Below are 23,729 nucleotides of genomic sequence, written 5' to 3' on the forward strand. Positions count from 1 at the left end.
CAACGCACCAGCAGGAACTCCGCGCCGCCGCCGCGCACCTCGGCCGCCGCCGCTTCCTCACCGTCACCGGCGCCGCCCCCGCCGACCTGCGCATCGCCGCCGTCTCCTGCCAGGCGTACCACCAGGGGTACTACACGGCGTACCGGCACCTGGCGGGCGAGGACGTCGACGCGGTGTGCCACCTCGGCGACTACCTCTACGAGCACCCCGTGGACGCCGCCGGCGGCGCCCGCCAGTACCCCGGCCAGCCGCTGCCCGCCCACTTCAACAGGGAGACCGTCACGCTGGCGGACTACCGGCTGCGGTACGCCCTCTACAGGACCGACCCGGACCTGCGGGCCGCGCACGCCGCCCACCCCTTCGTCGTCACCTGGGACGACCACGAGGTCGAGAACAACTACGCCGACGACATCCCCGAGAACGGCGTGCCCCCGGCCGAGTTCCTCATCCGCCGGGCCGCCGCCTACCGCGCGTACTGGGAGAACCAGCCGCTGCGCGCCCCCCAGCGGCCCAGCGGCCCCGACATGCGGCTGTACCGGCGGCTGCGGTTCGGCCGGCTCGCCCAGTTCGACGTCCTCGACACCCGCCAGTACCGCTCCGACCAGGCGTACGGGGACGGCTGGCAGCGGCCGGGCCCGCAGTCCCAGGACCCCTCCCGCACGCTCACCGGCCCCGAGCAGGAGCGCTGGCTGATCGACGGCTGGCGGGCCCACCGGCCGCTGTGGAACGTCGTACCGCAGCAGGTCGTCTTCTCCGAGCGGCGCAGCGACTCCACGCCCGAGTACAAGGTCAGCATGGACGCCTGGGACGGCTACCCGGCCGCCCGCGACCGGGTGCTGGCGGGGGCGCGCGCGGCGGGCGTGCGCAACCTCGTCGTGCTCACCGGCGATGTGCACGTCTCGTACGCCTTCGACATCAAACGGGACTTCGCCACGCCCGGTTCGCCCACGGTGGGTGTGGAGTTCGTCACCACCTCGATCAGCAGCGGCGGCGACGGTTACGACCGGCCCGCGGACTGGGAGACGTATCTGACCGCCAACGATCACATGGGCTGGTACAACGGCCGCCGCGGCTACACGGTCCTCACGTTCGACTCCACGAAGGTGCGAGCCGACTACAAGACGGTGAGGCGGGTGACGGTGCCCGGGGCGCCGCTCCAGCTGGCGGCCTCGTTCGTCTCGTACGCGGGGCGGCCGGGCATCGAACCCGTCTGAGCGGCCGGGGCCGAACCGGTCCGAGCGGCCGGGGGGCGAACCGGTCCGGGGCGGAGGTCGAACCGGCCTGAGCCGGGGCGCGCGGCGCGCGGGTTCCCGGGCGCACACGTCCGCGCCCGGCGCCCGAGCTCCGCGCGACCGCTCTCGGCGGCGCCGAGGTTGCTGAGATCATGGAGAGCGCCTCGACGAACGATGGAGAACTGCATGCAGGAGAGCGGCCCGATACCCCACGAGACCCCCCGGCCCCGACCTTCCGCACCGCCCGTATCCGGCCGCTCCGCCCCACGGGACGACCACGCCGCCCCGCCGGCGGACCTCGCCACCGCGCAGCCGGACGTCCCCGCTCCGCGCGCCCCCGTACCGCCGGCCGCCGTCTCGCCGGACTCCGTGCCACCGGTCCCCGTCCCATCGGACCCGTCGGACTCCGTCACCTCCGCCCCGCCCGCCGGCCTCGCCGGGCAGCGCCGCACCGGCGTCCTCCTCACCCTCATCCTCGGCGGCCTGACCGCGCTCCCGCCGCTCTCCATGGACATGTATCTGCCGGCCATGCCGGCGGTCACCCGGTCCCTGGACAGCCCCGCCGCCACCATCCAGCTCACCCTGACCGCCTGTCTGGCCGGCATGGCCGCCGGCCAGCTCGTGGTCGGCCCCATGAGCGACAAGTGGGGGCGCCGGCGGCCGCTGCTCGTCGGCATGGTGATCTACGTGGTCGCCACGCTGATGTGCGCCTTCGCGCCCACCGCCGAACTGCTGATCGCCTTCCGGCTGCTCCAGGGACTCGCGGGCGCCGCCGGCATCGTGATCGCCCGCGCCGTCGTCCGCGACCTCTACGACGGCGTGGAGATGGCCCGCTTCTTCTCCAGCCTGATGCTGATCTCCGGGCTGGCGCCGATCATCGCGCCCGTCGTCGGCGGGCAGGTGCTGCGCGTCACCGACTGGCGCGGGGTGTTCGTCCTGCTCGCCGCCATCGGCGCGCTGCTCAGCGCCGTCGTCAAATGGCGGCTGGCGGAGACCCTGCCCCCCGCCGCCCGGCACGGCGGCGGCCTCGGCGCGACGCTGCGCACCATGCGGGGGCTCATCGCCGACCGCGTCTTCACCGGCTATGTGCTCAGCGGCAGCTTCACCTTCGCCGCGCTCTTCTCCTACATCTCCGCCTCGCCGTTCGTCTTCCAGGACATCTACGGCGCCTCCCCGCAGACCTTCAGCCTGCTGTTCGGCACGAGCGCCGTCGGGGTGATGGTCGTCGGCCAGCTCAACGGCCGGCTGCTGGTCGGCCGGGTCCGGCTGGACAAGGCCCTCGCGGCCGGCCTCGGTCTGAGCACGCTGGCGGCGGTCGGCGCGCTGCTCCTGGTCTCCGGGGCGTTCGGGGAGACCGGGCTGCTGCCGGTGGCGCTGAGCATGATCGCGCTGGTGGCGCCCATGGGCCTGGTGATGCCGAACACCAGCGCCCAGGCGCTGATGCGGACCCCGCACGCGGCGGGCTCGGCCTCCGCCCTGCTCGGTACGGCGTCCTTCCTGGTGGGCGCGGTCGTCTCGCCCCTGGTGGGGATCGCGGGGGAGGGCACGGCGGTGCCGATGACGGTGGTGCAGACCGGCTGTCTGGTGGTGGCCATCGGCTGCTTCCTCGGGTTCTGCCGGCCCTGGCGCCGGAACTCCACGCTCTGACGCGCGGGTCGGGGGTGTGACGGGCGTCACGGCCCCGGGGGTGGGGCGGGCGGCCGCCTAGAATCGAGCAAATGCACGCCCCCCACTCCTCTGTTCCCGGCGAGCCCGCCGGCCCCGGCGCTCTCGGCGCTCTCGGTGAGTCCGGCGGCGCCGGCGGCCCCGGTGCTCCCGGTGGCGAGCGCGAGGCCCTCCGGACCGGCCTCGCGAGCCTGCTGGACGGGCTGCCGCCCCGGCAGGCCGCCCAGGCCGTCGACCGGCTGATCGCCAACTACCGGGGGCGCACACCCACCGACGCGCCCGTGCTGCGCGACCGCTCCGACGTGGCCGCGTACGCCGCCTACCGGATGCCCGCCACCTTCGAGGCCGTCACCGCGGCCCTCGCCGCCTTCCGGGCGCGGGTGCCGGGCTGGGCGCCGGCCACCCATCTCGACCTCGGCGGCGGCACGGGCGCCGCCACCTGGGCGGTGGCCGCCTCCTGGCCCGGCGGCACGCACCGCACCACCGTGCTGGACTGGGCCGAGCCCGCGCTCGCCCTCGGGCGGGAGCTGGCGGGCGCCGCCCCGTCGGCGGCCCTGCGCGGGGCCGAGTGGCGGCGCCAGGCCCTCAGCGGCGCGGGCGCCCCGGAGCTGCCGGCCGCCGACCTCGTCACCGTCAGCTATGTCCTCGGCGAGCTGACGGAGCGCGACCGGCACGCCGTGACCGACGCCGCGGCCGGGGCCGGCCGGGCCGTCGTACTGATCGAGCCGGGCACCCCGGCCGGCTTCGAACGCATCCGCACCGCCCGCGACCGGCTGCTGGCCGCCGGGCTGCGCGTCGTGGCGCCCTGCCCGCACGGCTCCGCGTGCCCGATAGCCGAGGGCACCGACTGGTGCCACTTCGCCGCGCGGGTCAACCGGTCCTCGCTGCACCGCCAGGTCAAGGGCGGCTCACTGCCGTACGAGGACGAGAAGTACGCCTATGTCGCGGCCGTCCGCCCCGAGGTGACCGCGCCCGGCGGCGGCCCGGCGGCCGGCGGCGCGGGTGAGCCGGCCCCGGCGCGGGTGCTGCGGCGGCCGCAGATCCGCAAGGGGCAGGTGCTGCTGGAACTGTGCGAGGAGGAGCGGGGCCTCGTACGGGAGACGGTCACCAAGCGGCACGGCGCGCTGTACCGGGAGGCGCGGGACGCGGACTGGGGCGGCCAGTGGCCCCCGGCCGCCCCCTGAGCCCCTCCGGTCCTGTCCTGCCTCTTGCTCGTGGCGCCTACTCCGGCGCCGCCGGGCGCAGCTCCTGGGTGCAGCACTTCACGCTGCCGCCCCCCTTCAGCAGTTCGGACAGATCCATGCCGATCGGCTCGTACCCGCGCTCGCGCAGCCGCTGACAGAGCCCGACCGCGCCCTGCGGCAGCAGCACGTGCCGCCCGTCGGACACGGCGTTGAGGCCGAGCGCCGCCGCGTCCTCCTCGTCCGCGATGAGCGCGTCGGGGAAGAGCCGGGCGAGCACGGCCCGGCTGCCGGGCGAGAAGGCGCCGGGGTAGTACATGACGTCGTCCCCCGAGAGCACGGAGAGCGCCGTGTCGAGGTGGTAGTAGCGGGGGTCGACGAGATCGAGGCCGATCACCGGGCGGCCGAAGAACTCCTGCGCCTCGGGGTGGGAGAGCGGGCTGCTGCGGAAGCCGCGCCCGGCGAGCAGCCAGGAGTCGGTGACGGCGAAGTCGCCCTCGCCCTCGTTGATGTGCTCGGGCTCGCGCACCTCGATGAAGCCGTGGGAGCGGAACCACTCCAGATGGACCTCGGCCTCGCGGGCGCGCTCGGCGTGGGCGAAGCGGGCCCCGAGCACCCGGCCGTCGACGACGGTGGCGCCGTTGGCGGCGAAGACCATGTCCGGCAGGTCGGGCCGCGGTTCGAGGACCTCGACGGTGTGGCCGAGCGAGAGGTAGCGGTCCCGCAGGTCCTCCCACTGGGCCATCGCCAGGGGGAGGTCGACGGGCTTCGTGGGGTCCATCCAGGGGTTGATGGAGTAGGTCACCTCGAAGTGCGCGGGTGGGCACATCAGGTAACGGCGGGGCGTGGCGACAGGACGCAAGGAGGGCTCCTCACGGTCGAAATGGGGGGCAGGCGTGGTGCCTGCGCGCTCACATGGTCCACCCTTGCGGCCCATGGCGCCCTGATCCGTTCGGGTGGTCCATCAACTCGCCGGACAACTTCCGGACAACAGGCACCTCCGTCCGGCACACGCCCTGGGCACGCCCCGCCGGGCGCGTGACCGCCGCGTCGCACGTCGGCGGGGCGGGCGGCCTCCCTGCCACGCCCCGCCGCGCGGGCGACCGCCGCGTCCCGCCCCGCCGGCCGGGTGACGGCCGTGTCCCGCCCCGCCGGCCGGGCGACCTCCCCGTCATGAGTCGAGCGTGAGCGTCGGCGCCTGGCGGTCCCGCTGCTCCCTGAGCCTGCGCAGCAGATCCCGCTTCTGGGCCAGCGCGTCCCGGCCGCCCCCGGCGGAGCCGCCGGCTCCACCGCCGCCGCGCAGCGCGGAGCGGGAGAGGGTGCGGCGGGTGCCGCCGACGCCCAGCATGTTTCCGGTATGACCTCGGGTCATGGATGCCTCCTCGAAGACGGCCTGCGCGGTGGGGCCCTGCGGCCGCCGACTCCCGGAAGGGAACGGACCGGCCACCGGTCACCGCGGAACGAGACGCGGTGTCTCGCTCGGTCATCATCATGGGACGAGACGTTGCGTCTTGTCAAGACGATACGTCTCGCCTCGGTGCGCTGCTATATTCGTGCCCATGGCCGAGACCCGTACCCCCGACTCCTCCCGTCGCAGCGAGCGCTCCCGCCGCGCGATCCTCGACGCCGCGCTCGAACTCGTCGGCGAGGTCGGCTTCGCCAAGCTGACCATCGAGGCCATCGCGGCCCGGGCCGGCGTCGGCAAGCAGACCATCTACCGCTGGTGGCCCTCGAAGGCCGCGGTGCTCTTCGACTCCTTCCTCGCCCTCAGCGAGGACGCGGGCGGCATGACCCTGCCGGACACCGGCGACCTGGAGGCCGACCTCAAGCTGGTGCTGCGGGCCACCGTCGACGAGCTGAACAGCCCCACGTACGACCTGCCCACGCGGGCGCTGACCGCCGAGAGCCAGAACGACCGCCGGCTCGCCGAGGAGCTCCACGAGCGGGTCCTCGGGCCGCAGCTCGACGCCTTCGAGGCGCGGCTGCGCGCCGCCCAGGAGATCGGCCAGATCGCCCCCGACGTGGATCTGCGCGTCGCGCTGGAGGCGATCGTGGGCCCGCTGCACTACCGCTGGCTGCTGCGCACCGGCCCGCTCACCCATGAGTTCGCCGACACGGTCGTGGATCAGCTGCTGCGCGGCATCGGCCCGGCCTGACGCGCCCTGCCCCCGGCCGGCGCGCGCCGCTCCCGGCCAGGGGTACGGCGGCCTCCCTTGTGAGCATGAAGACAGCACTGCGGCCGTTTGTCGGGAAATGCCCGGCAATGGCGCGGGGAAGTGGCGCTCCTCTCACCTCCCCCGGATGGGGATCGGGGCCACCTCGGGCGCAGGATGGTGGCAGCATTGATCGGAGAACGGTCGAAGTGAGGGGATAGATGGGACGCGAGGGCAGGATCTCCCAGTGGCTGCGCCGACGACCGAGAAGCGGGGCGGGCGGTAGTACGGGCACGGGGGCGGCCGCCGCGCGCGACCGCGAGGATCTGCTCATGGCGGCGGTGGCCGCGGGATTCCCGCTGGCCCAGGCGGCCCACCCGTCCGGCTACGGCTGTTCCTGCGACCGCATCGGCTGTCCCACGCCCGGCCGCCACCCGGTCTCCTTCGCCTGGCAGACCCAGGCCACCACCGATCCCGAGCTCGTCGGCCGCTGGCTGCGCGGCCACCCCCAGGCCAACTTCGTCACCGCCACCGGCATCGACCACGACGTGCTCGACGTGCCCGCCGACGCCGGTCGCAGCGCGCTGGAGCGGCTGGAGGCCGAGGGCATCGACGTCGGCCCCGTCGCCGTCTGCGGCGGGGGCCGCGACGGCCGGCTGCTCTTCTTCACCGCGACCCGGGGCACGCCCGAGGACGAGGACGAGTGGTGGCCCTGCGAGCTGGACTGCCACCCCGAGACGATGGACGAGCACCCCGGGCTGCGCTGGCACTGCCGCGGCAGCTATGTGCTCGTGCCGCCGGCCCGGCTGCCGGCCGACGAGTCGGTGTCCTGGCTGCGGGGGCCCGAGCGGCCCCTGCCGGACCCGCTGACCCTGCTGGAGGCGCTCACGGACGCGTGCGCGCGGTACGCGGCGGACGGCGCGGACCACGAGAGCGCGGCCTGGCCCCTGGGCCGCTGACTCCCTGCGGTGCCGGCCCCGGGGCCCCTGCGGGCGGGGCCGGGGTTACGAGCCGGCGGGGCGGGCCGTTACGAGCCCGCGGCCGCCGTCAGGCCCTCGAGGCGGTTGAGGAAGACGATCCGGCGGTCCGCCGCGCCGGCCGCGGGGACCTTCACCGCCGCCTCCGAGATCCGCGTCAGCATCAGCGACTTCTCCGCGCGCCCGGTCAGCAGCGCCCGCACCGCCGGGTCCGTGACGGCCACCCGCTGGCCCTCGGCCATCGTCTGCTTCTGCGTGTGGTGCGTGGTGAAGAGCGCCAGCGCGCCGCCGTCTGTTGTGCGCAGTGCCAGCGGCGGATAGCGGTCCGGCTCCGCCGGCTGATCGGCGTACTGCGTCCAGTACGTCGGCGTCCTGGCCTGCTGCGCCCGCAGCTCCCGCTCCCGCGTGGTGACCTGCCCGGGCGCGAAGAGCTCGCCCTCGCCGCGCTGCAGGTAGTCGGCGTAGGAGCGGCTGAGGCTGCCCGGGGCGGCCACCAGGCCCGCGGGGGAGTTGACCGGCACCGGTGTCGCGTACCCCTCCGCGTCCAGGGCGAACGCCGGCATCTCGTCCCGGCTGAGCAGCAGCAGATACGCGGCCCGCCACGGCTCGCGGGGCGCGGAGCGGACGAAGGCGACCAGCCAGCGGTTGGCGTCGCGGTTGCTCGCGGTGTCCGCCAGGAACCACTTGGGCCAGCCCGCCGACTTGGGAACGATGAAGCGGGCGTCGGTGAGCTCCAGCGGCACGTACGCCGGATCGCCCTGGGGCGCGGTGGCCTTCCGGGCGGTCAGGTCCGCCTGGTTCATGGCCTTGAGCGGGCCGGTCTCGGCCTCCTCCAGGGCCGTCGGATCGGAGCCGCGGTACGCCCGGTTGTACACGTCGGTGAACCGCTTGAGCGCCTGCGGTGCCTCGTCCTCGGCCACCGCGGGGATGACCTCCCGCTCGCCGTGCACCGTCACGCACCCCGTCAGGGTCGCCAGTGCTGCCGCGGCCGACAGCAGCACTGCCGGCACCGTGCGGGGCGGCCTGCGTCTCATCGGGCGTGGGCTCCTTCCCGGGCTTCTCGTCGTCGGCCGGGGCCGGCCGGGCGGCCGCCCGGGCCGGGCTTGCTGGAATCGGCGCCACCCTACCCGGGGGCCGCGCCCGGCCCGCTCGGGCCCCGTCCCGGCCCGTCCTCGGTGCCCGCGCCCGGCCCGCGGGCCCCGTCCCGCCCGCTCGGGCCCCGCCGGTCCGTGATCCCGCTCTCACCGCCGCGGTCGGGCGGTCGCTGTCAGTGGGCCGTGCCATGATGCGGATCACAGGGGTGGAGCTCGATCATCTGGGGGGGATGATGGCCGGAGCCATGGCGTTCGGGGCCGCGCTGCGGGAGTTGCGCGGCGCGCAGAAGACGTCCAGAGGTGTCTCGCTGTACTCGCGGTACGTCAATCGGCCGGTGGGGCGCGTGCTCGCCGCCGCGGCCCATCGGGTCGGGCTGACGCCCAATCAGGTCACGTTGATCAGCGCGGCCTTCAGCGGGGCCGCGGTGGCCGCGCTGGCGCTGGTGCGGCCGTCCTGGCCGCTCGCCCTCGCCGTGTATCTCGGCCTGGCGATCGGCTTCGCCTTCGACTCGGCGGACGGGCAGCTCGCCCGGCTGCGCAGGGAGAGCAGCGCCGCGGGCGAGTGGCTCGACCACGTCGTGGACTGCGCGAAGATCACCGCGCTGCACGCCGCCGTGCTGATCTCCTTCCACCGGTTCTTCGATCTGCCGGGGGAGGGCTGGCTGCTGCTGCCGCTGGGCTTCCAGTTCGCCGCCGTGCTGATCTTCTGCGGCGGGCTGCTCACGGACAAGCTCAAGCCGAAGGGCGCGGGGGCGGCCGGCGCCGCCCCCGCGCCCGCCGCGCCGCCCTCACGGCTGCGTGCCGTGGCGCTGCTGCCCGTCGACTACGGCGTGTTCTGCCTGGTGTTTCTGCTGCTCGGCAGCGAACGGCTGTTTCTCGTCGGCTATGCGGTGCTCTTCGCGGTGAATGCGCTGTTCCTCGTCGCCTTCATGGCGAAATGGTTCCGGGAGCTGGCTGCGATACGCCCGGTCTGACCGGCTGGGCGAGCACGTCCAGGGCCCGGCGCAACTGGGTGCTGGAGGTGTGCACGGTGTACGGGAAATAGACGACCTTGACGCCCACGGCCGCGAAGTCCCGCTCCAGCTTGTCGCCCTTGGGGGTGCCCCGCCAGTCGTCCCCCTTGAAGATCACGTCGAAGCGCACCTGCTGCCAGGTCTCCACCTTGTCCGGCACGGTCTCGACGAACGCCGCGTCCACGAAGCGGACGCTGCGCACGATCTCCAGCCGTTCGACCAGCGGGACGACCGGAGCGCGGCCCTTGGCCAGCTCGGCCATCTCGTCGGAGACGACTCCGGCGACGAGATAGTCGCACTGACTGCGGGCGTGCCGAAGGATATTGAGATGCCCGACATGGAAGAGGTCGTAGACCCCGGGTGCGTAGCCCACGGTGTGCGGCATGCGGAATGGAACCCCCCACTCGCGAGGACGCGCTCCCCAGCGCGTCGGAATCATCGACGATAGCGGCGCATCGCGATCGATATGGGGGCCATGGCGAAAGTCAACTGACAAAGAAGAACAACATGGTGGCCCATGAAAGGGCTAGGGTGCAGGTGATCGACTCTGGGGGGAGGAGATGTGCATGCCGCACACCGGTGAGGTGGCTCGGGGCGGAAAGCGGCGGCGCGTGCTGCTGGTATCGACCAATTACGCGCCGGAGCAGGCGGGAATCGGTCCCTACGCGACACAGATCGCCGAACACTGGGCGGGTCCGGACGGCCTCGGGGACGGCCCCGCCGAGGTGCACGTGCTCGCCGGGATGCCGCACTACCCCGCCTGGCGCACCGCGCCCGAGTACCGCGGCGTCTGGCGGACCGAGGAAGTGCGCGCCGGGGTCAGGGTGCACCGCCGCAGACACACCGTCCCGCCCCGGCAGAGCGCGCTGCGCCGCGCCCTGTACGAGGGCTCCATCCTCGCCCACGGCCTGCTCGCGCCGCCCCGCATGGGCCGCCCCGATGCGATCGTCGCCCAACTGCCCAGCCTCGCCGGCGGGGTGATCGGCGCCCGCCTCGCCCGGCGGTACGGGGTGCCGTACGTACCCGTCGTCCAGGATCTGATGGGCGCCGCCGCCGCGCAGAGCGGCATCCGCGGCGGGGACCGGGCCGCGGCCGCCGCCGCGGCGGTGGAGGCCCATGTGGTGCGGAGCGCCACCCTCGTCGGCGTCATCCACGAGACGTTCGTGGCCAAGGTCACCGCCATGGGCGTGCCGCGCGAGCGGGTCCGGCTGGTCCCCAACTGGTCGCACGTGGCCCGCCCCACCCGGCCGCGGGAGGAGACCCGCGCCCGGCTGGGCTGGGCGCCCGGCCGCACCGTTGTCCTCCACTCCGGGAACATGGGCCTCAAGCAGGGCCTGGAGGTCCTCGTCGAGGCCGCCCGCCAGGCCGCGGACGTCTCCGTCGTGCTCATGGGCGACGGCAACCAGCGGGAGCGGCTGCGCGCCCTGGGCGCCGGACTGCCCAACCTCCACTTCCTGCCGCCCGCCGAGGAGGCCGACTTCCCCGACGTGCTGGCCGCCGCCGACGTGCTCGCCGTCACCCAGCGCGCCTCCGTCCTCGACATGAGCGTGCCCTCCAAGCTCACCTCCTACTTCGCCGCCGGTCGCCCGGTCGTCGCCTCCGTCGCGCCGCGGGGCGGCACCGCCGAGGAGGTGCGGCGGTCCGGGGCCGGCGTGCTGGTGCCCCCGGAGGACCCGGGCGCACTGCTGGCCGCGGTCCGTAAGCTGGCGGAAAGCCCGGACGACGCCGCCGAGTTGGGGGCGAACGGCCCGGCGTACGTCGACGCGCACCTCAGCAGGGACGCCGGCCTCGCCCGGATCACCGCCCTGCTGAACGAGGCGCTGGAGGGAAGCCGCGCATGACCCACGCCACGCTCGCCCCGCAGCCGCACGAGGAACCCGATCTGCTGCGCGACCAGTTCCGGCAACTGCTCCGCTATCGCGTCCTGATCGCGCTGGGCGTGGCCGCCGGACTGCTCGGCGGGGCGTGGCTGGGCCTCACCGGCGCGGACCGCTACGTCGCCACCAGCGAGGTGACGGTGCGCTCCGCCACCGTCGACCCCTTCGCGCCCGGCGGCACCTCCCCCGACAAGCAGGTCAGCATCGGCTCCGAGCGGCAGACCGCCGTCAGCAACGCCGTCGCCGCCCGCGCCGCCGAGGCCCTGGGCGCCCCCGAGGACGCCGAGCGGCTCCAGCGCGGCCTCCAGGTCACCAACCCGCCCAACACGCTGGTGCTGCGCTTCGCCTACACCGCCCACGCCCCCGGCGTGGCCGCCGAGCGGGCCAACGCCTTCACCCGCGCCTACCTCGACAACCGCCGGCAGCAGACCCAGTCGCTGATCGACAACATGGTCAAGGGCTACGAGAAGCAGCTCGCCCCGCTGGAGAAGCAGCGCGACGACCTCGCCGACGAGATGGCCCGGCTCGGCGCCGGCAAGGCCCTGGACACCCGGGCCGCCGTCCAGTCCTCGGTCATCGGCAAGATATCCGACCTCAACAGCAGCATCACCAAGCTCAAGGCGCTCGACACCACGCCCGGCTTCGTCGTGCGCACGGCCACCCCGCCGGGGGCGCCGACCGGGCCCGGGCTGCCCCTGCTGCTCGCCCTCGGCGCGGCCGTCGGGCTCGGCCTCGGGCTGCTCGGCGCCTGGGTGCGGCTGGTCTTCGACCCGACCGCCCGCTCCGCGGGCGACGTGGTGCGGGCGCTGCGCGCGCCCGTGCTCGGCACGCTGCCCCGGCCGCGCGGGCGCCGCCCGGCGCTCGGTCGCCTTTCCGGCCCCGGCGGTCCCGGCGGCTCCGCTTCCGGTGGCCTGCTCGCCGAGGGGCGGCTCGCGGAGGAGTACCGCTCGGTCGCCTTCCGGCTGGCGTACGACCAGACGTTCGCCGCCCGCCGCCGACTGCTGGTCGTCGCCCCCCGCGGGGCCATCGACCCGGTGGCGGAGGTGTCCGTGAACCTCGCCGCCTCCTTCGTGGAGATGGGCATGGAGACCCTGCTCATCGAGGCGGACCTGCGCGACCCCGGGCTCACGGACCGGCTGCGCACCGCGGCCGGCGCCGCGCGCCCCAACTGGGCGCGCGGCGAGCAGGGCTGGCCCACGGGGGCCCGGGTGCCCGTGGACGCCGGCGAGTCCGGGACGTTCGACCTCATACCCGGCGCGCGGGTGCGCAACGTCGCCCGCGCGCTCACCTCGGCGCCCGCCTCGCAGCTGATCGCCAGCGCCGACGCGTCCGACTCGGTCGTGGTGGTCCTCGCCCCCGCGGTGCTCTCGTACGCCGACGCCCTCGCGCTGGCCGACCGGGTCGACGGCGTGCTGGTGGTCTGCGACCCGCGCGAGGTGCGGCGCGACGACCTCGACCGCGTCCGCGAGCTCATCGACGGCGCGGGCGGCACGGTCCTGGGAGCGCTCCTCCACTCCCAGGGCGCGGGCGTCCGCCGCCGCGCGTCCGCCGCCGCGGGCCCGGCCGTCGACCAGGACGGCGCGGCCTCCGGTGCCCGGAGCGGGGCCGCTGCCGGCGACGGCCCGGGCACCCCCGGGGGGCCTGCCGCCCGCGCGCGCTCGGGCGGCGACCGCGCCGGCCGGGGCGGCGCGGCCTCCGGCGCCCCGGCCGGGGACGCTGCCGGTGGCGGGTCTGACGCGCCCGGTCAGGGGCAGTCCGTGACGCCGGGGCGCGATGCCGTTCCTCCGCCCGCCGGGGCGGGGTCCGTACCGGCCCGCGGCGACGGCCCGGGGGCCCCCGAGGGAGCCGCCGACCTCGCGCGGTCGGGCGGTCACACAGGACGTATCGGCCGTGGCCGGACGGCCTCCGGTGCGCCGGCCGGGGCCGACTCCGTGCCCTCACGCGGGGCCTCGCCCGCGCCCGGCACGGCACGGCCCGCCTCGGGCGCCCCCGAGGAACCTGCCGCGCCCGGACCGGCGCCGTCCGGCTCGTCGGGTGGTGACCGCGTCGCCCGGGGCAGCAGCGACACGGCCTCCGGCCGATCCCGTACGGGTGGGGAGGACGCGGCGGCCGGGCAGGTCGGGCCGGCGCCCGGGGAAGCCGCGGAAACGTTGGGGCTGCGGGCGGCCCGGGCGGCCCGGGCGGGGCAAGGGCGCTCCGGGGGCTCCACCGCGGCCGGGCGAGCCGACCGCCCGAACCGCCGGTGACGGCCCGGCCCCCCGCCGGTCCCGGGCCCGAGCCGCCCGACGGACCGGCCGACGACCCGTCGGCGCGCGCCCGGCACCCGCGCCGGCGGCGAGCCCTCGGCACGCGGGGCGCCGTCGTCGCCTCCGTCGCCGACCAGGGCGTGGCCGCGCTCACCAACATCGTGGTGCTGGTGGTGGCCGCCCGGCTCTCCACCGCCGCCGGCTTCGCCGTCTTCTCCCTCGTCTACACCGTCTTCACCGTGCTGCTCGGCCTCTGCGTGTCCTACGTCGGGCAGGCCCTCGTGCTGGAGCGCGGCCGCGGCGTCGACCTCGCCGGCGCCTGCCGCTCGGCCGTGGCGTTCACCGCCCTGGCGTCGGGCGCGGTCGGCGCCGCGATGGGCGCGGTGCTCGCCCTGGTCGGCGGCGACACCGCCCAGGGCCTCGCCGTCCTCGGTTTCGTGCTGCCGGTCGTCCTCACCCAGGACGCCATGCGGTACTGCTTCTCCACCCTCCGGCTGCCGCACCACGCCCTGCTGGGCGACGTCGTACGGCTGGCCGGCGCCGTGCCCGCGCTCGCCGTGCAGCCCCAGGGCGCCGGCCCCGCCCGGCTGATCGCCGTGTGGGGCGTCTCCGCCCTCCCCGCGCTGCTGGTCGGCGCCGCCCTGCTCGCGCCCCGGCTGCGCGGCGCCCCCACCGACCCGCGCCGTTTCCTGCGCCGGGGGCACCTCGGGCGCCGCTTCGTCGTCGAGTTCGCCGTCGGCAACGCCTCCAGCCAGCTGGCGATCGTGGGGCTCGGCCTGTTCGCCAGCCAGCTCGCGGTCGGCTCGCTGCGCGGCGCGACCACCCTCTTCGGGCCCATGAACGTGCTGTTCAACGCGTCCACCGCGTTCGGCCCGCCGCTGTTGAACCGCATCGGCTCCACCGGCCGTACGATCCGGGCCACCGCCGCGCTGGCCGCCGCGCTCGCGGCGGTCGCGGCCGGCTGGGCCGGCGCCCTGATCGCCGTGCCCGACGGCGCGGGCCGTCAACTGCTGGGCGACACCTGGCCGTCCGCCGCCGCCCTGCTGCCCGCCCTGGGCAGCCAGTACGCGGCCATCGCGCTGGGCACCTGCGCGCTGCTCACCCTGCGCGTGCTGAGCCCCCGCGCCACCCTCCCCATCCAGGTGATCTTCTCGCTGCTGTCGGTGGTGCTGCTGCTCACCGGCTACGGCATCGGCGGGGTGGCGGGCGCGGCCTGGGGCCTGTGCGCCGGCTCGGCGCTGAAGGCCGTGGCGGCCTGGACGCGGGTGGCCTTCCTCCGCCGCGCTAGCGCAGCAGCCGCCGTGGGTCCGAGCGGAAGGTAGTCACCAGGGCGAGGCAGAGCAGGGCGATGCCGATCCGGCCGGACGCCTGGAGCAGGGAGCCGCGCAGCAGGATGAAGGAGTAGCCGGCGATGGCCGGGACCACGATCGCCATCACCTGGCCGGGCCGGCTGTCGTCCGGCGCGAGCCGCGCGTAGCGGCGATCGCCGCGGGCCACCGCGTACCCCAGGCCGAGGAAGCCGGCCGTCATCCCGGCCGTGCCGAAGTCCAGCCACAGCTCCGCCCACAGCGGCGAGGAGAGGTTGGTGTTGTTGGTGCCCATCCACTCGCCCACCCGGATGCCGGTGTCCCGCGGCTTGTCCGGCCAGACGGACCGGGGGACGAAGAACAGGGCGGCGCCGGAGAGCTGGCGGCCCCAGGAGTGGCTGCTGCCGGTGTCGACGTGCGTGATGGTGTTGGCGAACATCACCATCTGGTCGTAGTCCTTGATCGCCAGTGGCTCGATCACGGAGTCCGACTGCACGGGCCGGTAGCCGTTCTCGTCGTAGCGGAAGCGGTCCATGAACGGGAACAGCAGCAGCGCCGCGACCACGCCCAGGGCGAGCGCCGAGCGGTACATCACCGGGCTCTTGGGAAAGGCCGTGAACAGGATCGAGAAGGCGACGGTGAGGAACCAGTACCGCGGGTTGGAGACCGGGTTGTTGACCACGAGGTTGAGCAGCAGCAGCCCGGACCACATCAGCACCGGCAGCGGCCGGCGGCGGGCCGCGCGCGAGGTCACCAGCCAGCGGGTGAGGAAGAGAAAGGCCAGCAGCGGCAGCACGGTGCCGAAACCGCGCAGGAACGCCGAGCCCGCCTTCGAATCGGAGTCGGCCGCGGCCACCCCGGACGCCTGGATGCTGGCGCTGATCTCCTGTCGGCTGCTGAAGAACACCTGCGGCCCGCCCAGCTTCACGATGAGCAGCCCGCCCGCCGCGAAGGCCAGCACCACCAGCAGATACAGCCGGCGGCGGCTCACCGACGCCGGGCGCGACACCCGCAGCCGGCGGACCGCCGGCCGGTGCCGGGCCAGCAGCGCGCCCACGTCGAAGGCCACGCACCCGGCCAGCACGAGTGCCGTCGCCAGGGTCAGATCGGAGCGCGGCCCGACCAGCGGCGTCGGCACCCGCCCCAGCACGGCCTGGGCCAGCGGCGCCACGCCCATCGCGACATAGACGAAGAGCCAGAACGTGCCCTGCATCAGCCGGCGGCGGGCGGTGAGCACCATCGCCGACAGCCGTGCCCCGGCGTAGGCGGTGAGCACGAGTTGCAGCCAGTACGCCTCGTCGCGCGGGCCGGTCCCGGGCTGCACGGCCACCAGGGCCGGCAGAAAGCCGACCAGGCCGAGCACCAGGGGTACGGCGAGCGCCCGGGAGAGCACGGCCCGCGGCGCGGTCGTGCGGGGGCCGCCCGGAAGGTCACCGGCCGCCGCCCCGGGACCGCCCGGAACGCCGTCCGGGCCGCCGTCCGTAGCGCCGACCGGGCCGCTGACCGGGCCCCGGTGAGGACCGCCGTCCGGGCCGCCGTCCCGCACGTCACCCGCGCCCCCGGCGTACGACGCGTACCGCTTCCCGGACACTCCAACCGCCATGCGCCCCGCCCCTGTTCGACAGTTCGACTGTTCGACAGCTCCCCGGCGCGCAGTCTATGGGTCCGCGCACGCCGGGACGCGGCCGACGCTAAGGTGAACGCCCGTACGCCAGTACGGCAGCACGCCCGCACATTCGTACGTCCGTACGTGCCTTGGGGGGCCCGTGAAGGTACTGCACGTCGTCACGCTCCACACCCCGGACAACGCCTTCGGCGGCCCGACCCGGGTGGCGCTCAACCTCTGCCAGGGGCTGCGCGCCCGCGGCACGAACGCCGCCCTGGTCGCCCTCGCCGACGGCTTCGACGGGCCGCCGCCGCGCGCCGTGGAGGGCGTGCCGGCCCGCCTCTACCCCGCCCGGCACGTGCTGCCCCGGTTCGAGGTCAGCGGCATCACCTCGGGCCGGCTGCTGCTCGGCGACGCCCGCCGCCTCGTGGCCGGCGCCGACGTCGTCCACGTCCATCTGATGCGCGACCTGATCACGCTCCCCATGGCGCTCACCGCCCTCGCGTGCCGCCGCCCCCTGGTGCTCCAGACCCACGGCATGATCGACCCCACCGAGAAGCGGGTGGCCCGGCTCGTGGACGCCCTCGGCGTCCGTACGGTGCTGCGGCGCGCCGACGCCGTGCTGCACCTGACCGAGAAGGAGCGGCACGAGGTCGACGCGGTCGTCGCGCCCGACCGGCTGACCTCGTACACCCGGCTGGTCAACGGCGTGCGCCCGCAATCGCGCAAGCCGCCGCGGCCCGCGGACCGGCCGCCCGTCGTGCTCTTCCTCGCCCGCGTCCAGGCCGGCAAGCGGCCGGAGGACTTCGTCGCCGCCATCCCCACCGTGCGCGCCAAGTACCCGGACGCGCGCTTCGTGCTGGCCGGGCCCGACACCGGCGCCCTCGCCGGCACGCTGGACCTCGCCCGCTCCCTCGGGGTGTCCGACGCGCTCGACCACGTCGGGCCGCTCGACGGCGAGCAGGTGATGGCGGCCCTGCGCCGGGCGGACGTCTACGTCCTGCCCTCCGTCCAGGACGCCTTCTCCGTCTCCGTGCTGGAGGCCATGTCCGTCGGCACGCCCGTGGTCGTCACCGCCACCACCGGGCTCGCGCCGGACGTGGCCCGCGCCGGGGCGGGGCGGGTGGTGGCCAACCGCGCCGAGGACGGGCCCGCGGTGAACGGCCCGCGGGTCGGCCAGGCGGTCCTGGAGCTCCTGGACCCGCCGGCGGCCGAGGCCGCCTCCGACGCGGCGTGGCGCCTGGTCCGCGACTCCTTCACCCTCGACGCGGTGGTGGACACCCTCCGATCCGTCTACGACCGCGTGACCGCGCCGCGCCCCTGACGGTCGAGCCCCTGAGCGCGCAGCTCGCGGGCCTTGAGGCCGATCTGCCACCGGTAGAAGCTCATCGCCAGCGCGTAGTCGAGCCCGGCGCGGCCGTCGAGGAAGCCGCGCCGGTAGACGTACGCGTAGGCGAACGACACCAGCGGCTTGAGCGGCGCCCGGTGGAAGAGCCGGCCCTGGCGCGTCTTCGCCCTGCGGATCTGCTCCTTCACGTCCGGGTGGAGCTCCAGCCACGCCTCCCAGTCGGAGTAGCGGTTGTGCCGGTCGAACCAGGTGCGCACGGGGTCGAGGTCCTCGTGCTCGATGGGTGAGCGCAGCCGGGCCACGGACTCGGCCACCGGCTGGTAGTGGCCCTCCTGCTCGCCCATGCCGGGCGCGTCCAGGTCGCCGAGGACGGGGAAGTGGCAGCGGGTGCGGTCCAGCAGCGCCCGCTTGACGATGGTGTAGCCGTGCCGCAGCCGCCGGCCGGCGAACCAGTAGCCGAGCGGGATGTCGAACGCGGCGACCTCCACGGGCCGGGAGAACACCGCGCGCAGCTCGGCCAGCAGCGCGGCGCTGGGGGTCTCGTCGCCGTCCAGGAAGAGCAGCCACGGGATCTCGGGCCGCACATGGTCCAGGCACCACTGCTTCTTCTTGGGGTACCTGCCGTCCCAGGTGTACGGCACCACCTCCGCGCCCAGCTTCGCCGCGATCTCGCAGGTGTCGTCCGTGCTGTGGGAGTCGACGACGACCACGGCCTCGACGTGGTCGATCACGGACCGCACGGTCCTGGCGATGTTCTCCGCCTCGTTCTTGGTCGGGATCGCCACGACGATGGGCAGCCGGCCGGGGGTGGCCGCCTCCGTGAACGACGCGGCCGACGCGGACGGCACAGGCGACGCGGACGACGCGGACGACGGGACGGGTGAGGACGGGGTCGTTGGGTGGGTCACCCGGTGGTTCCCTTCTCGGCGGCCTCCAGCAGGGGCTTCTGCTCGGGGCACAGATGGGTGATGGCGGCCGCGGCGTCGACGATCTCGCCGTCGCGGATGGCGCTGATCGCCGCGGCGCGGTCGTGCCGGGCGGTGCGGGCGATCCGCTCGCAGGACTCCTGGCCGGTCTGGAGCACGGAGGCCGGGTCGGTGCCCTCGGGCACCCGCTCGGCCAGGAACTGTTTCTGGGTCTCGGTGAACGAGCCGGTCGCCGGGGTCAGCCGGGCGCGCGGCACCTTGGGGCCCGGCGGTGTGCTCGGGTCCTTGGGCCGCACGGCCGGCCGGGAGGGCACGGGGACGGACGGGTCACCGGCCGGCGAGCCGGCGCTCGGCGAACGCTCGGGGGAAACCCCTGAGGCCGTCGAGGCCGTGGGGGCCGTGGGGGCCGTGGGGGCGCTCGCGCCCGCCACCGGGCGCTCCCGGCCGTCGCCGCGCCCCCCGTCGGAGCCGCATCCCGTGACCAGCGCGGCGGCCAGGGCCGCCCCCGCGACGAGCGCGGCGGCGGCCCCGGTCGTACGGGAGCGCCCGGTCACCGGCCGGCACCCCGCATCGCTCCCGCGTCCGCACCGGACCCCCGCGCGGCGGTGCCCAACCCGTGGTGCGCGGCCACCGCGGCGCCCGACAGCACATGCGGATAGACCGCCGTCTCGTCGATCTGCCCGGCGAAGTGGTTGCTCCACGGCCGGGACGGCCAGTTGCCGAGGCTGTCCCCGCCCACGTGCCAGTAGCCGTGGTAGTTCTCGCTGGACGTCACCAGGTAGTTGCTCGCCCGCAGCACCCCGTCGACGTACAGCTTCATGCCGTCCGCGCCCTGGGTGGCGACCACATGGTGCCAGCGGCCGTCGTTGAGGCCGGCGCCGCTGCTGATCGTGCGCGTCCAGCCGCTGTACACGCCGAACACCAGCCGGCCGTCGTTGGTCATGTAGAGGTGCTTGTCGTAGTTGACGCTGGGCTCGACCGTGCGGTCCCCGAAGCCGATCAGCTTGCCGCCCGAGGTCGTGGTGGTCCGGAACCAGGTCTCCAGGGAATACGCGTTCGGGCGCGGGTGCCTGCGATCGCTGTACGTGTACTCGCCGACGCCGTCGTACCCGATCGCCGTGCTGGGCCCCGGCACGGCCGCCGGGGTGACACGCAGCGTGGGCCCGTAGCGGTGCACACCGCTGTTGTCCGTGCCGGAGGAGTCGGCGGCGAAGGAGCCGGCGGACTCGTCGTACCGCCAGTACAGGGAGGCGCCGTCCGCCGCGATCCGCTGCGGATACGACTCGGCGGCGCTCGCCGGGGTCACCACCTGGGCGGCCGACCGGGCGCTGGTGTTCGTGCCGTCGCTCGCCGAGATCCGGTACGAGTAGCTCCGCCCGGCCACCACGTCCCGGTCGGTGAAGGTCAGCTGCGGGCGCACCCAAGGCAGCGAGGAGCCCTGGACCGTGTGCACCAGCACCCCGTCGCGGTAGACGCGGTAGGTCAGGTCCGAGTCGTCCAGGTCGAGGCTGGACTGCCAGCGCACCTGGATCTCGCCCGGCCGCACACTGGCCGCGCTCGCCTGCGGCACGGACGGCGCCCCGGTGTCGGGCCCGCTCGCGTACCGCGTCAGCCCCTGCTGCTTGCGGTTGCCCGTGACGGCGGTGAAGCCGCCGCCCACCCACAGATAGTCGGTGTCCCCCGCGGGGGCGGTGATCAGCGTGCGCGGGCCGATGGACTCGCCGATGCCGTCGTTGGTGTCGGGGAACCAGCCCAGCAGCTTCGGGTCGTGCACCGACTGCGCCAGCAGATGCTTGCGCGGCTGGTTGGGAAAGGCGCCCATGCTGGAGCAGTCGTGCGCGTGCGAGCCGCTGTAGAGCACGTCCTTGTGGACCGCGACGCCCTGCGTGGCGCCCAGGCACGTGTCGCGCCACCGCTGGTTGAAGTCGCCCAGGTTCAGCGCGATCCGGCCGTCGAACACCCCGCCGCCGGAGCCCTCGTTGGCGGTGTAGAAGCCGGTGGCGTCGGTGGTGATGTCCTTGACCACGGAGGTGGTGGGGATGAACCCGCGCGGATACGCCCGGGTGACCGCCCCGGTGGTGGCGTCCACCACCGCGAGCGCGTGCGAGTTGCTGCCGTTGACGTCGAAGAAGTCGCCGCCCAGCAGCACATGGCGACCGTCGGGGGTGAGCTCCACCGCCCGCCCCACCTCGTCCGCGTCCGCCCGCCAGGGCTTGAGCTCCCCCTGGGGCGAGACCGCGGCGAAGCGGGCCCGCTCCTGGTCCGCCACGCTGCTGAAGTCGCCCCCCAGATAGACCGTGTCCCCGCTCACCGCCAGCGCCCGGACGGTGGCGTTCACATGCACCGCGAACGGCTTCGGCGTGCAGGTGGCGATGTCGATCGCGGCCACGCTGCTCACCGGCACGTCGTTGACCGCGCCGAAGAACCCGCCGGCGTAGAGCGTCCTGCGGTCCGGGGAGACCGCCAGCGCCCGTACGGTCGCGGAGCCGGAGCCGACCGTGAAGGAGAGCTCGCAGCCGGTGGGGGCGCCCGTCGCGGCGTCGAACGCCGCGAAGTTGAGCGCCCGCCGCTCCTGGCTGCCCGCCGGCGCCCCCGGTGGTCTGATGGCCGAGAAGGTGCCTCCCGCGAAGACCACCCCGTTCGCCTCGGCGAAGGCCCAGACGATGCCGTTCGTCTGCCAGGTCGGCAGATCGTCGGCCGTCATCGCCACGGGCGGGGTGAGCGCCGCCGCCGGGGGCGCCGTCACCACCCCCGCCCCGACGAGTGACGCGGCCGCCAGTGTCAAGGCAGCCGTGAATACCCCCAACTTGCGCATGAGTCCCCCCGGACCGTGCGTCCCCGTGCGGCCCGCCTGGCCGCCTGTCCAGGCAGGTTAGGGGTTCGATCAAGCCCCGGAAACCTCCTTGACCAAACTGGTGTCCGGCAAACCTCCGTGCGGTGAACGCCGCGGCCGGGGTGCCGTCACCGGTCGATGCGCACGGTCGTCCCGGCGAGCTCGGCCTCCAGCGCGGCCACGTCCGCGTCCACCATGATCCGCGCCAGTTCGGCCCAGCGGACCCGCGGCTTCCAGCCGAGCAGCTCCTCCGCCTTGGAGGCGTCCCCGATCAGCGCGTCCACCTCGGCGGGCCGCTCGTACTTGGGGTCGAACCGCACGTACTCGCCCCACTCCAGGCCGGCGGCGGAGAACGCGACCTCCAGGAACTGCCGTATGCTCCCGGCCTCGCCGGTGGCCACCACGTAGTCGTCCGGCTCGTCGCGCTGGAGCATCCGCCACATCGCCTCGACGTACTCCGGGGCATAGCCCCAGTCCCGTACGGCGTCGAGGTTGCCCAGGTAGAGCCGGTCCTGCAGGCCCGCCTTGATCCGGGCCACCGCGCGGGTGATCTTGCGGGTCACGAAGGTCTCGCCCCGGCGCGGCGACTCGTGGTTGAAGAGGATGCCGTTGACGGCGAAGAGGCCGTACGCCTCCCGGTAGTTGACCGTGGTCCAGTAGGCGAACACCTTGGCGCACCCGTACGGGCTGCGGGGGTGGAAGGGCGTGCGCTCGTTCTGCGGCGGCGGGGTCGAGCCGAACATCTCCGACGACGACGCCTGGTAGATCCGGGTGTCGATGCCGCTCGCCCGGATCGCCTCCAGCAGCCGCACCGCGCCCATGCCGGTCACGTCGCCGGTGTAGAGCGGGGCGTCGAAGGAGACCCGGACGTGCGACTGGGCGCCCAGGTTGTACACCTCGTCCGGCCGCAGGTCCCGCAGCAGGTTCACCAGCGCCACTCCGTCGGAGAGGTCGGCGTGGTGCAGCACCAGCCGGCGGTCCGGCTCCTGCGGGCCCTGGTAGATGTGGTCGATCCGCTCGGTGTTGAACGACGACGAACGGCGCACCAACCCATGGACGGTGTAGCCCTTCGACAGCAGCAACTCCGCGAGGTACGAGCCGTCCTGTCCGGTCACCCCGGTGATCAGCGCGCTCTTGCCCATATGGCGTGTCCCCCCTCGGGACGGGCCGCCGCGCGGGCGGCCGGCCCCTCAAGTGATCGATGGAATCAGGGATTTCTTCGGGTATGCAGGCATTCGCCCTGGCACAATCCGGTGCCATGACGCGAGCGAATGAGTTTCTGAAGCCGGGCTCCCGGATCTTCGTGGCCGGGCACCGGGGGCTGGTGGGCTCGGCGGTGGCCCGCCGGCTCACCGCCGACGGCCACGAGGTGGTCACCCGTGGCCGGGACGAGCTCGATCTGCGCGACGGCGCGCGGACCGAATCCTTTCTGCGGGCGGTGCGGCCCGACGCCGTGGTGCTGGCCGCCGCCAAGGTGGGCGGCATCATGGCCAACAGCACGTACCCCGTGCAGTTCCTGGAGGACAACCTCCGCATCCAGCTCAGCGTGATCGGCGGCGCCCACGCCGCCGGCGTCGGCCGGCTGCTCTTCCTGGGGTCCTCCTGCATCTACCCCCGGCTGGCGCCCCAGCCGATCCGCGAGGACGCGCTGCTCACCGGCCCGCTGGAGCCCACCAACGAGCCGTACGCGCTCGCCAAGATCGCCGGAATAGCGCAGGTCAAGGCGTACCGCCGGCAGTACGGGGCCGCGTACGTCTCGGCCATGCCGACCAACCTCTACGGCCCGGGCGACAACTTCGACCTGGAGACCTCGCACGTCCTGCCCGCGCTCGTGCGCCGCTTCCACGAGGCGAAGCGGGACGGCGCGCCCGAGGTCGTGCTGTGGGGGAGCGGCGCCCCGCGCCGCGAGTTCCTCCACGTCGACGACCTGGCGGCGGCCTGTGCGACGCTGCTGGCCGCCTACGACGGCGACGAGCCCGTGAACGTCGGCTGCGGCGAGGACCTCACGATCCGCGAACTGGCCGAGGCGGTGCGGGACGTCGTCGGCTACCGGGGCGGCATCGCCTGGGACACGTCCAAGCCGGACGGCACCCCGCGCAAGCTCCTCGACATCTCGCGGATGACGGCGCTGGGCTGGCGCCCCCGCATTCCCCTGCGGCAGGGCATCGCGGACGTCTACGCCCAGTGGGCGGGCGCGGTGGCCTGACGCGCGCGGGGCGGGGGCGCCAGCCCAGCGCCGTCATCCGCGAGATGTCGAGGAGCTTGCGCGGG

General features: G+C 74.7%; 20 protein-coding genes. 11 read left to right on the forward strand and 9 right to left on the reverse strand.

What is annotated here, in order from left to right; genetic code table 11:
• From ACSNOD_RS11570 to ACSNOD_RS11580, 3 genes are all read left to right on the forward strand, one after another.
• A partial coding sequence (locus ACSNOD_RS11570) for an alkaline phosphatase D family protein (RefSeq protein ID WP_436766762.1) occupies window positions 1-1,214 on the forward strand: 1,214 nt, incomplete at its 5' end.
• Window positions 1,215-1,418: 204 nt separating this feature from the next.
• Window positions 1,419-2,879, forward strand: coding sequence for a multidrug effflux MFS transporter (locus ACSNOD_RS11575; protein WP_436766763.1), 1,461 nt, complete (start codon window positions 1,419-1,421; stop codon window positions 2,877-2,879).
• A 71-nt stretch (window positions 2,880-2,950) separates the two neighbouring features.
• Complete coding sequence (locus ACSNOD_RS11580) at window positions 2,951-4,081, forward strand: small ribosomal subunit Rsm22 family protein (RefSeq protein ID WP_436766764.1); 1,131 nt, start codon at window positions 2,951-2,953, stop codon at window positions 4,079-4,081.
• Window positions 4,082-4,118: 37 nt separating this feature from the next.
• Here ACSNOD_RS11580 and ddaH read toward each other — a convergent pair whose 3' ends face one another.
• Together ddaH and ACSNOD_RS11590 are read right to left on the reverse strand one after the other, a co-directional pair.
• Complete coding sequence (gene ddaH, locus ACSNOD_RS11585) at window positions 4,119-4,940, reverse strand: dimethylargininase (protein WP_436766765.1); 822 nt, start codon at window positions 4,938-4,940, stop codon at window positions 4,119-4,121.
• A gap of 309 nt (window positions 4,941-5,249) precedes the next feature.
• Window positions 5,250-5,450, reverse strand: coding sequence for a DUF6243 family protein (locus ACSNOD_RS11590; protein ID WP_436766766.1), 201 nt, complete (start codon window positions 5,448-5,450; stop codon window positions 5,250-5,252).
• Between the two features lie 187 nt (window positions 5,451-5,637).
• On the opposite strand from ACSNOD_RS11590, the gene ACSNOD_RS11595 reads away from it, so the two are divergent.
• Together ACSNOD_RS11595 and ACSNOD_RS11600 are read left to right on the forward strand one after the other, a co-directional pair.
• Window positions 5,638-6,234, forward strand: coding sequence for a TetR/AcrR family transcriptional regulator (locus tag ACSNOD_RS11595; protein ID WP_436766767.1), 597 nt, complete (start codon window positions 5,638-5,640; stop codon window positions 6,232-6,234).
• Window positions 6,235-6,452: 218 nt separating this feature from the next.
• The gene (locus ACSNOD_RS11600; protein WP_436766768.1) at window positions 6,453-7,190 is read left to right on the forward strand and encodes a bifunctional DNA primase/polymerase; all 738 of its coding nucleotides are present in this window, start codon (window positions 6,453-6,455) and stop codon (window positions 7,188-7,190) included.
• 68 nt (window positions 7,191-7,258) lie between these two features.
• Here the strand turns inward: ACSNOD_RS11600 and ACSNOD_RS11605 are convergent, their stop codons facing one another.
• Entirely contained in the window at window positions 7,259-8,242 is a 984-nt protein-coding gene (locus ACSNOD_RS11605; protein ID WP_436766769.1) for a hypothetical protein, read from the reverse strand.
• Between the two features lie 305 nt (window positions 8,243-8,547).
• Here ACSNOD_RS11605 and ACSNOD_RS11610 point away from each other — a divergent pair, with 305 nt between their 5' ends.
• Window positions 8,548-9,276, forward strand: coding sequence for a CDP-alcohol phosphatidyltransferase family protein (locus ACSNOD_RS11610; protein ID WP_436766770.1), 729 nt, complete (start codon window positions 8,548-8,550; stop codon window positions 9,274-9,276).
• Here the strand turns inward: ACSNOD_RS11610 and ACSNOD_RS11615 are convergent.
• On the reverse strand, window positions 9,230-9,700 hold the full coding sequence (locus ACSNOD_RS11615) for an adenylyltransferase/cytidyltransferase family protein (protein WP_436766771.1): 471 nt from the start codon (window positions 9,698-9,700) through the stop codon (window positions 9,230-9,232). The two genes, ACSNOD_RS11610 and ACSNOD_RS11615, sit on opposite strands and share 47 nt — an antisense overlap.
• A 181-nt stretch (window positions 9,701-9,881) precedes the next feature.
• On the opposite strand from ACSNOD_RS11615, the gene ACSNOD_RS11620 reads away from it, so the two are divergent.
• The 3 genes from ACSNOD_RS11620 to ACSNOD_RS11630 all read left to right on the forward strand — a co-directional run bounded on the left by ACSNOD_RS11620 (window position 9,882) and on the right by ACSNOD_RS11630 (window position 14,760).
• Window positions 9,882-11,156 (forward strand): glycosyltransferase, encoded by a 1,275-nt coding sequence (locus tag ACSNOD_RS11620; RefSeq protein WP_436766772.1) that lies wholly within the window; start codon window positions 9,882-9,884, stop codon window positions 11,154-11,156.
• Window positions 11,153-13,438, forward strand: a complete 2,286-nt coding sequence (locus ACSNOD_RS11625) for a lipopolysaccharide biosynthesis protein (RefSeq protein ID WP_436766773.1) — start codon at window positions 11,153-11,155, stop codon at window positions 13,436-13,438. The genes ACSNOD_RS11620 and ACSNOD_RS11625 overlap by 4 nt, the downstream gene beginning before the upstream one ends.
• 140 nt (window positions 13,439-13,578) lie before the next feature.
• Entirely contained in the window at window positions 13,579-14,760 is a 1,182-nt protein-coding gene (locus ACSNOD_RS11630; protein ID WP_436766781.1) for a hypothetical protein, read from the forward strand.
• On the opposite strand, the gene ACSNOD_RS11635 is transcribed toward ACSNOD_RS11630, so the two are convergent.
• Window positions 14,723-16,348: a hypothetical protein gene (locus tag ACSNOD_RS11635; protein WP_436766774.1), complete on the reverse strand. Its 1,626-nt coding sequence runs from the start codon at window positions 16,346-16,348 to the stop codon at window positions 14,723-14,725. The two genes, ACSNOD_RS11630 and ACSNOD_RS11635, sit on opposite strands and share 38 nt — an antisense overlap.
• A 163-nt stretch (window positions 16,349-16,511) precedes the next feature.
• Here ACSNOD_RS11635 and ACSNOD_RS11640 point away from each other — a divergent pair, with 163 nt between their 5' ends.
• Window positions 16,512-17,675 (forward strand): glycosyltransferase, encoded by a 1,164-nt coding sequence (locus tag ACSNOD_RS11640; RefSeq protein ID WP_436766775.1) that lies wholly within the window; start codon window positions 16,512-16,514, stop codon window positions 17,673-17,675.
• Here the strand turns inward: ACSNOD_RS11640 and ACSNOD_RS11645 are convergent.
• From ACSNOD_RS11645 to gmd, 4 genes are all read right to left on the reverse strand, one after another.
• Window positions 17,645-18,547 (reverse strand): glycosyltransferase family 2 protein, encoded by a 903-nt coding sequence (locus tag ACSNOD_RS11645; RefSeq protein ID WP_436766776.1) that lies wholly within the window; start codon window positions 18,545-18,547, stop codon window positions 17,645-17,647. The two genes, ACSNOD_RS11640 and ACSNOD_RS11645, sit on opposite strands and share 31 nt — an antisense overlap.
• A gap of 56 nt (window positions 18,548-18,603) precedes the next feature.
• Window positions 18,604-19,179 (reverse strand): hypothetical protein, encoded by a 576-nt coding sequence (locus ACSNOD_RS11650; RefSeq protein WP_436766777.1) that lies wholly within the window; start codon window positions 19,177-19,179, stop codon window positions 18,604-18,606.
• Entirely contained in the window at window positions 19,176-21,440 is a 2,265-nt protein-coding gene (locus ACSNOD_RS11655; RefSeq protein WP_436766778.1) for a LamG-like jellyroll fold domain-containing protein, read from the reverse strand. Before ACSNOD_RS11655 ends, ACSNOD_RS11650 begins: the two co-directional genes overlap by 4 nt.
• Before the next feature lie 146 nt (window positions 21,441-21,586).
• On the reverse strand, window positions 21,587-22,600 hold the full coding sequence (gene gmd / locus ACSNOD_RS11660; protein ID WP_436766779.1) for a GDP-mannose 4,6-dehydratase: 1,014 nt from the start codon (window positions 22,598-22,600) through the stop codon (window positions 21,587-21,589).
• A 116-nt stretch (window positions 22,601-22,716) separates the two neighbouring features.
• Between gmd and ACSNOD_RS11665 the strand changes: the two genes are divergently transcribed.
• Complete coding sequence (locus ACSNOD_RS11665) at window positions 22,717-23,664, forward strand: GDP-L-fucose synthase family protein (RefSeq protein ID WP_436766780.1); 948 nt, start codon at window positions 22,717-22,719, stop codon at window positions 23,662-23,664.
• Window positions 23,665-23,729 lie beyond the last annotated feature (65 nt).

Source organism: Streptomyces sp. URMC 123, assembly GCF_051386515.1.
Classification (GTDB): Bacteria; Actinomycetota; Actinomycetes; order Streptomycetales; family Streptomycetaceae; genus Streptomyces.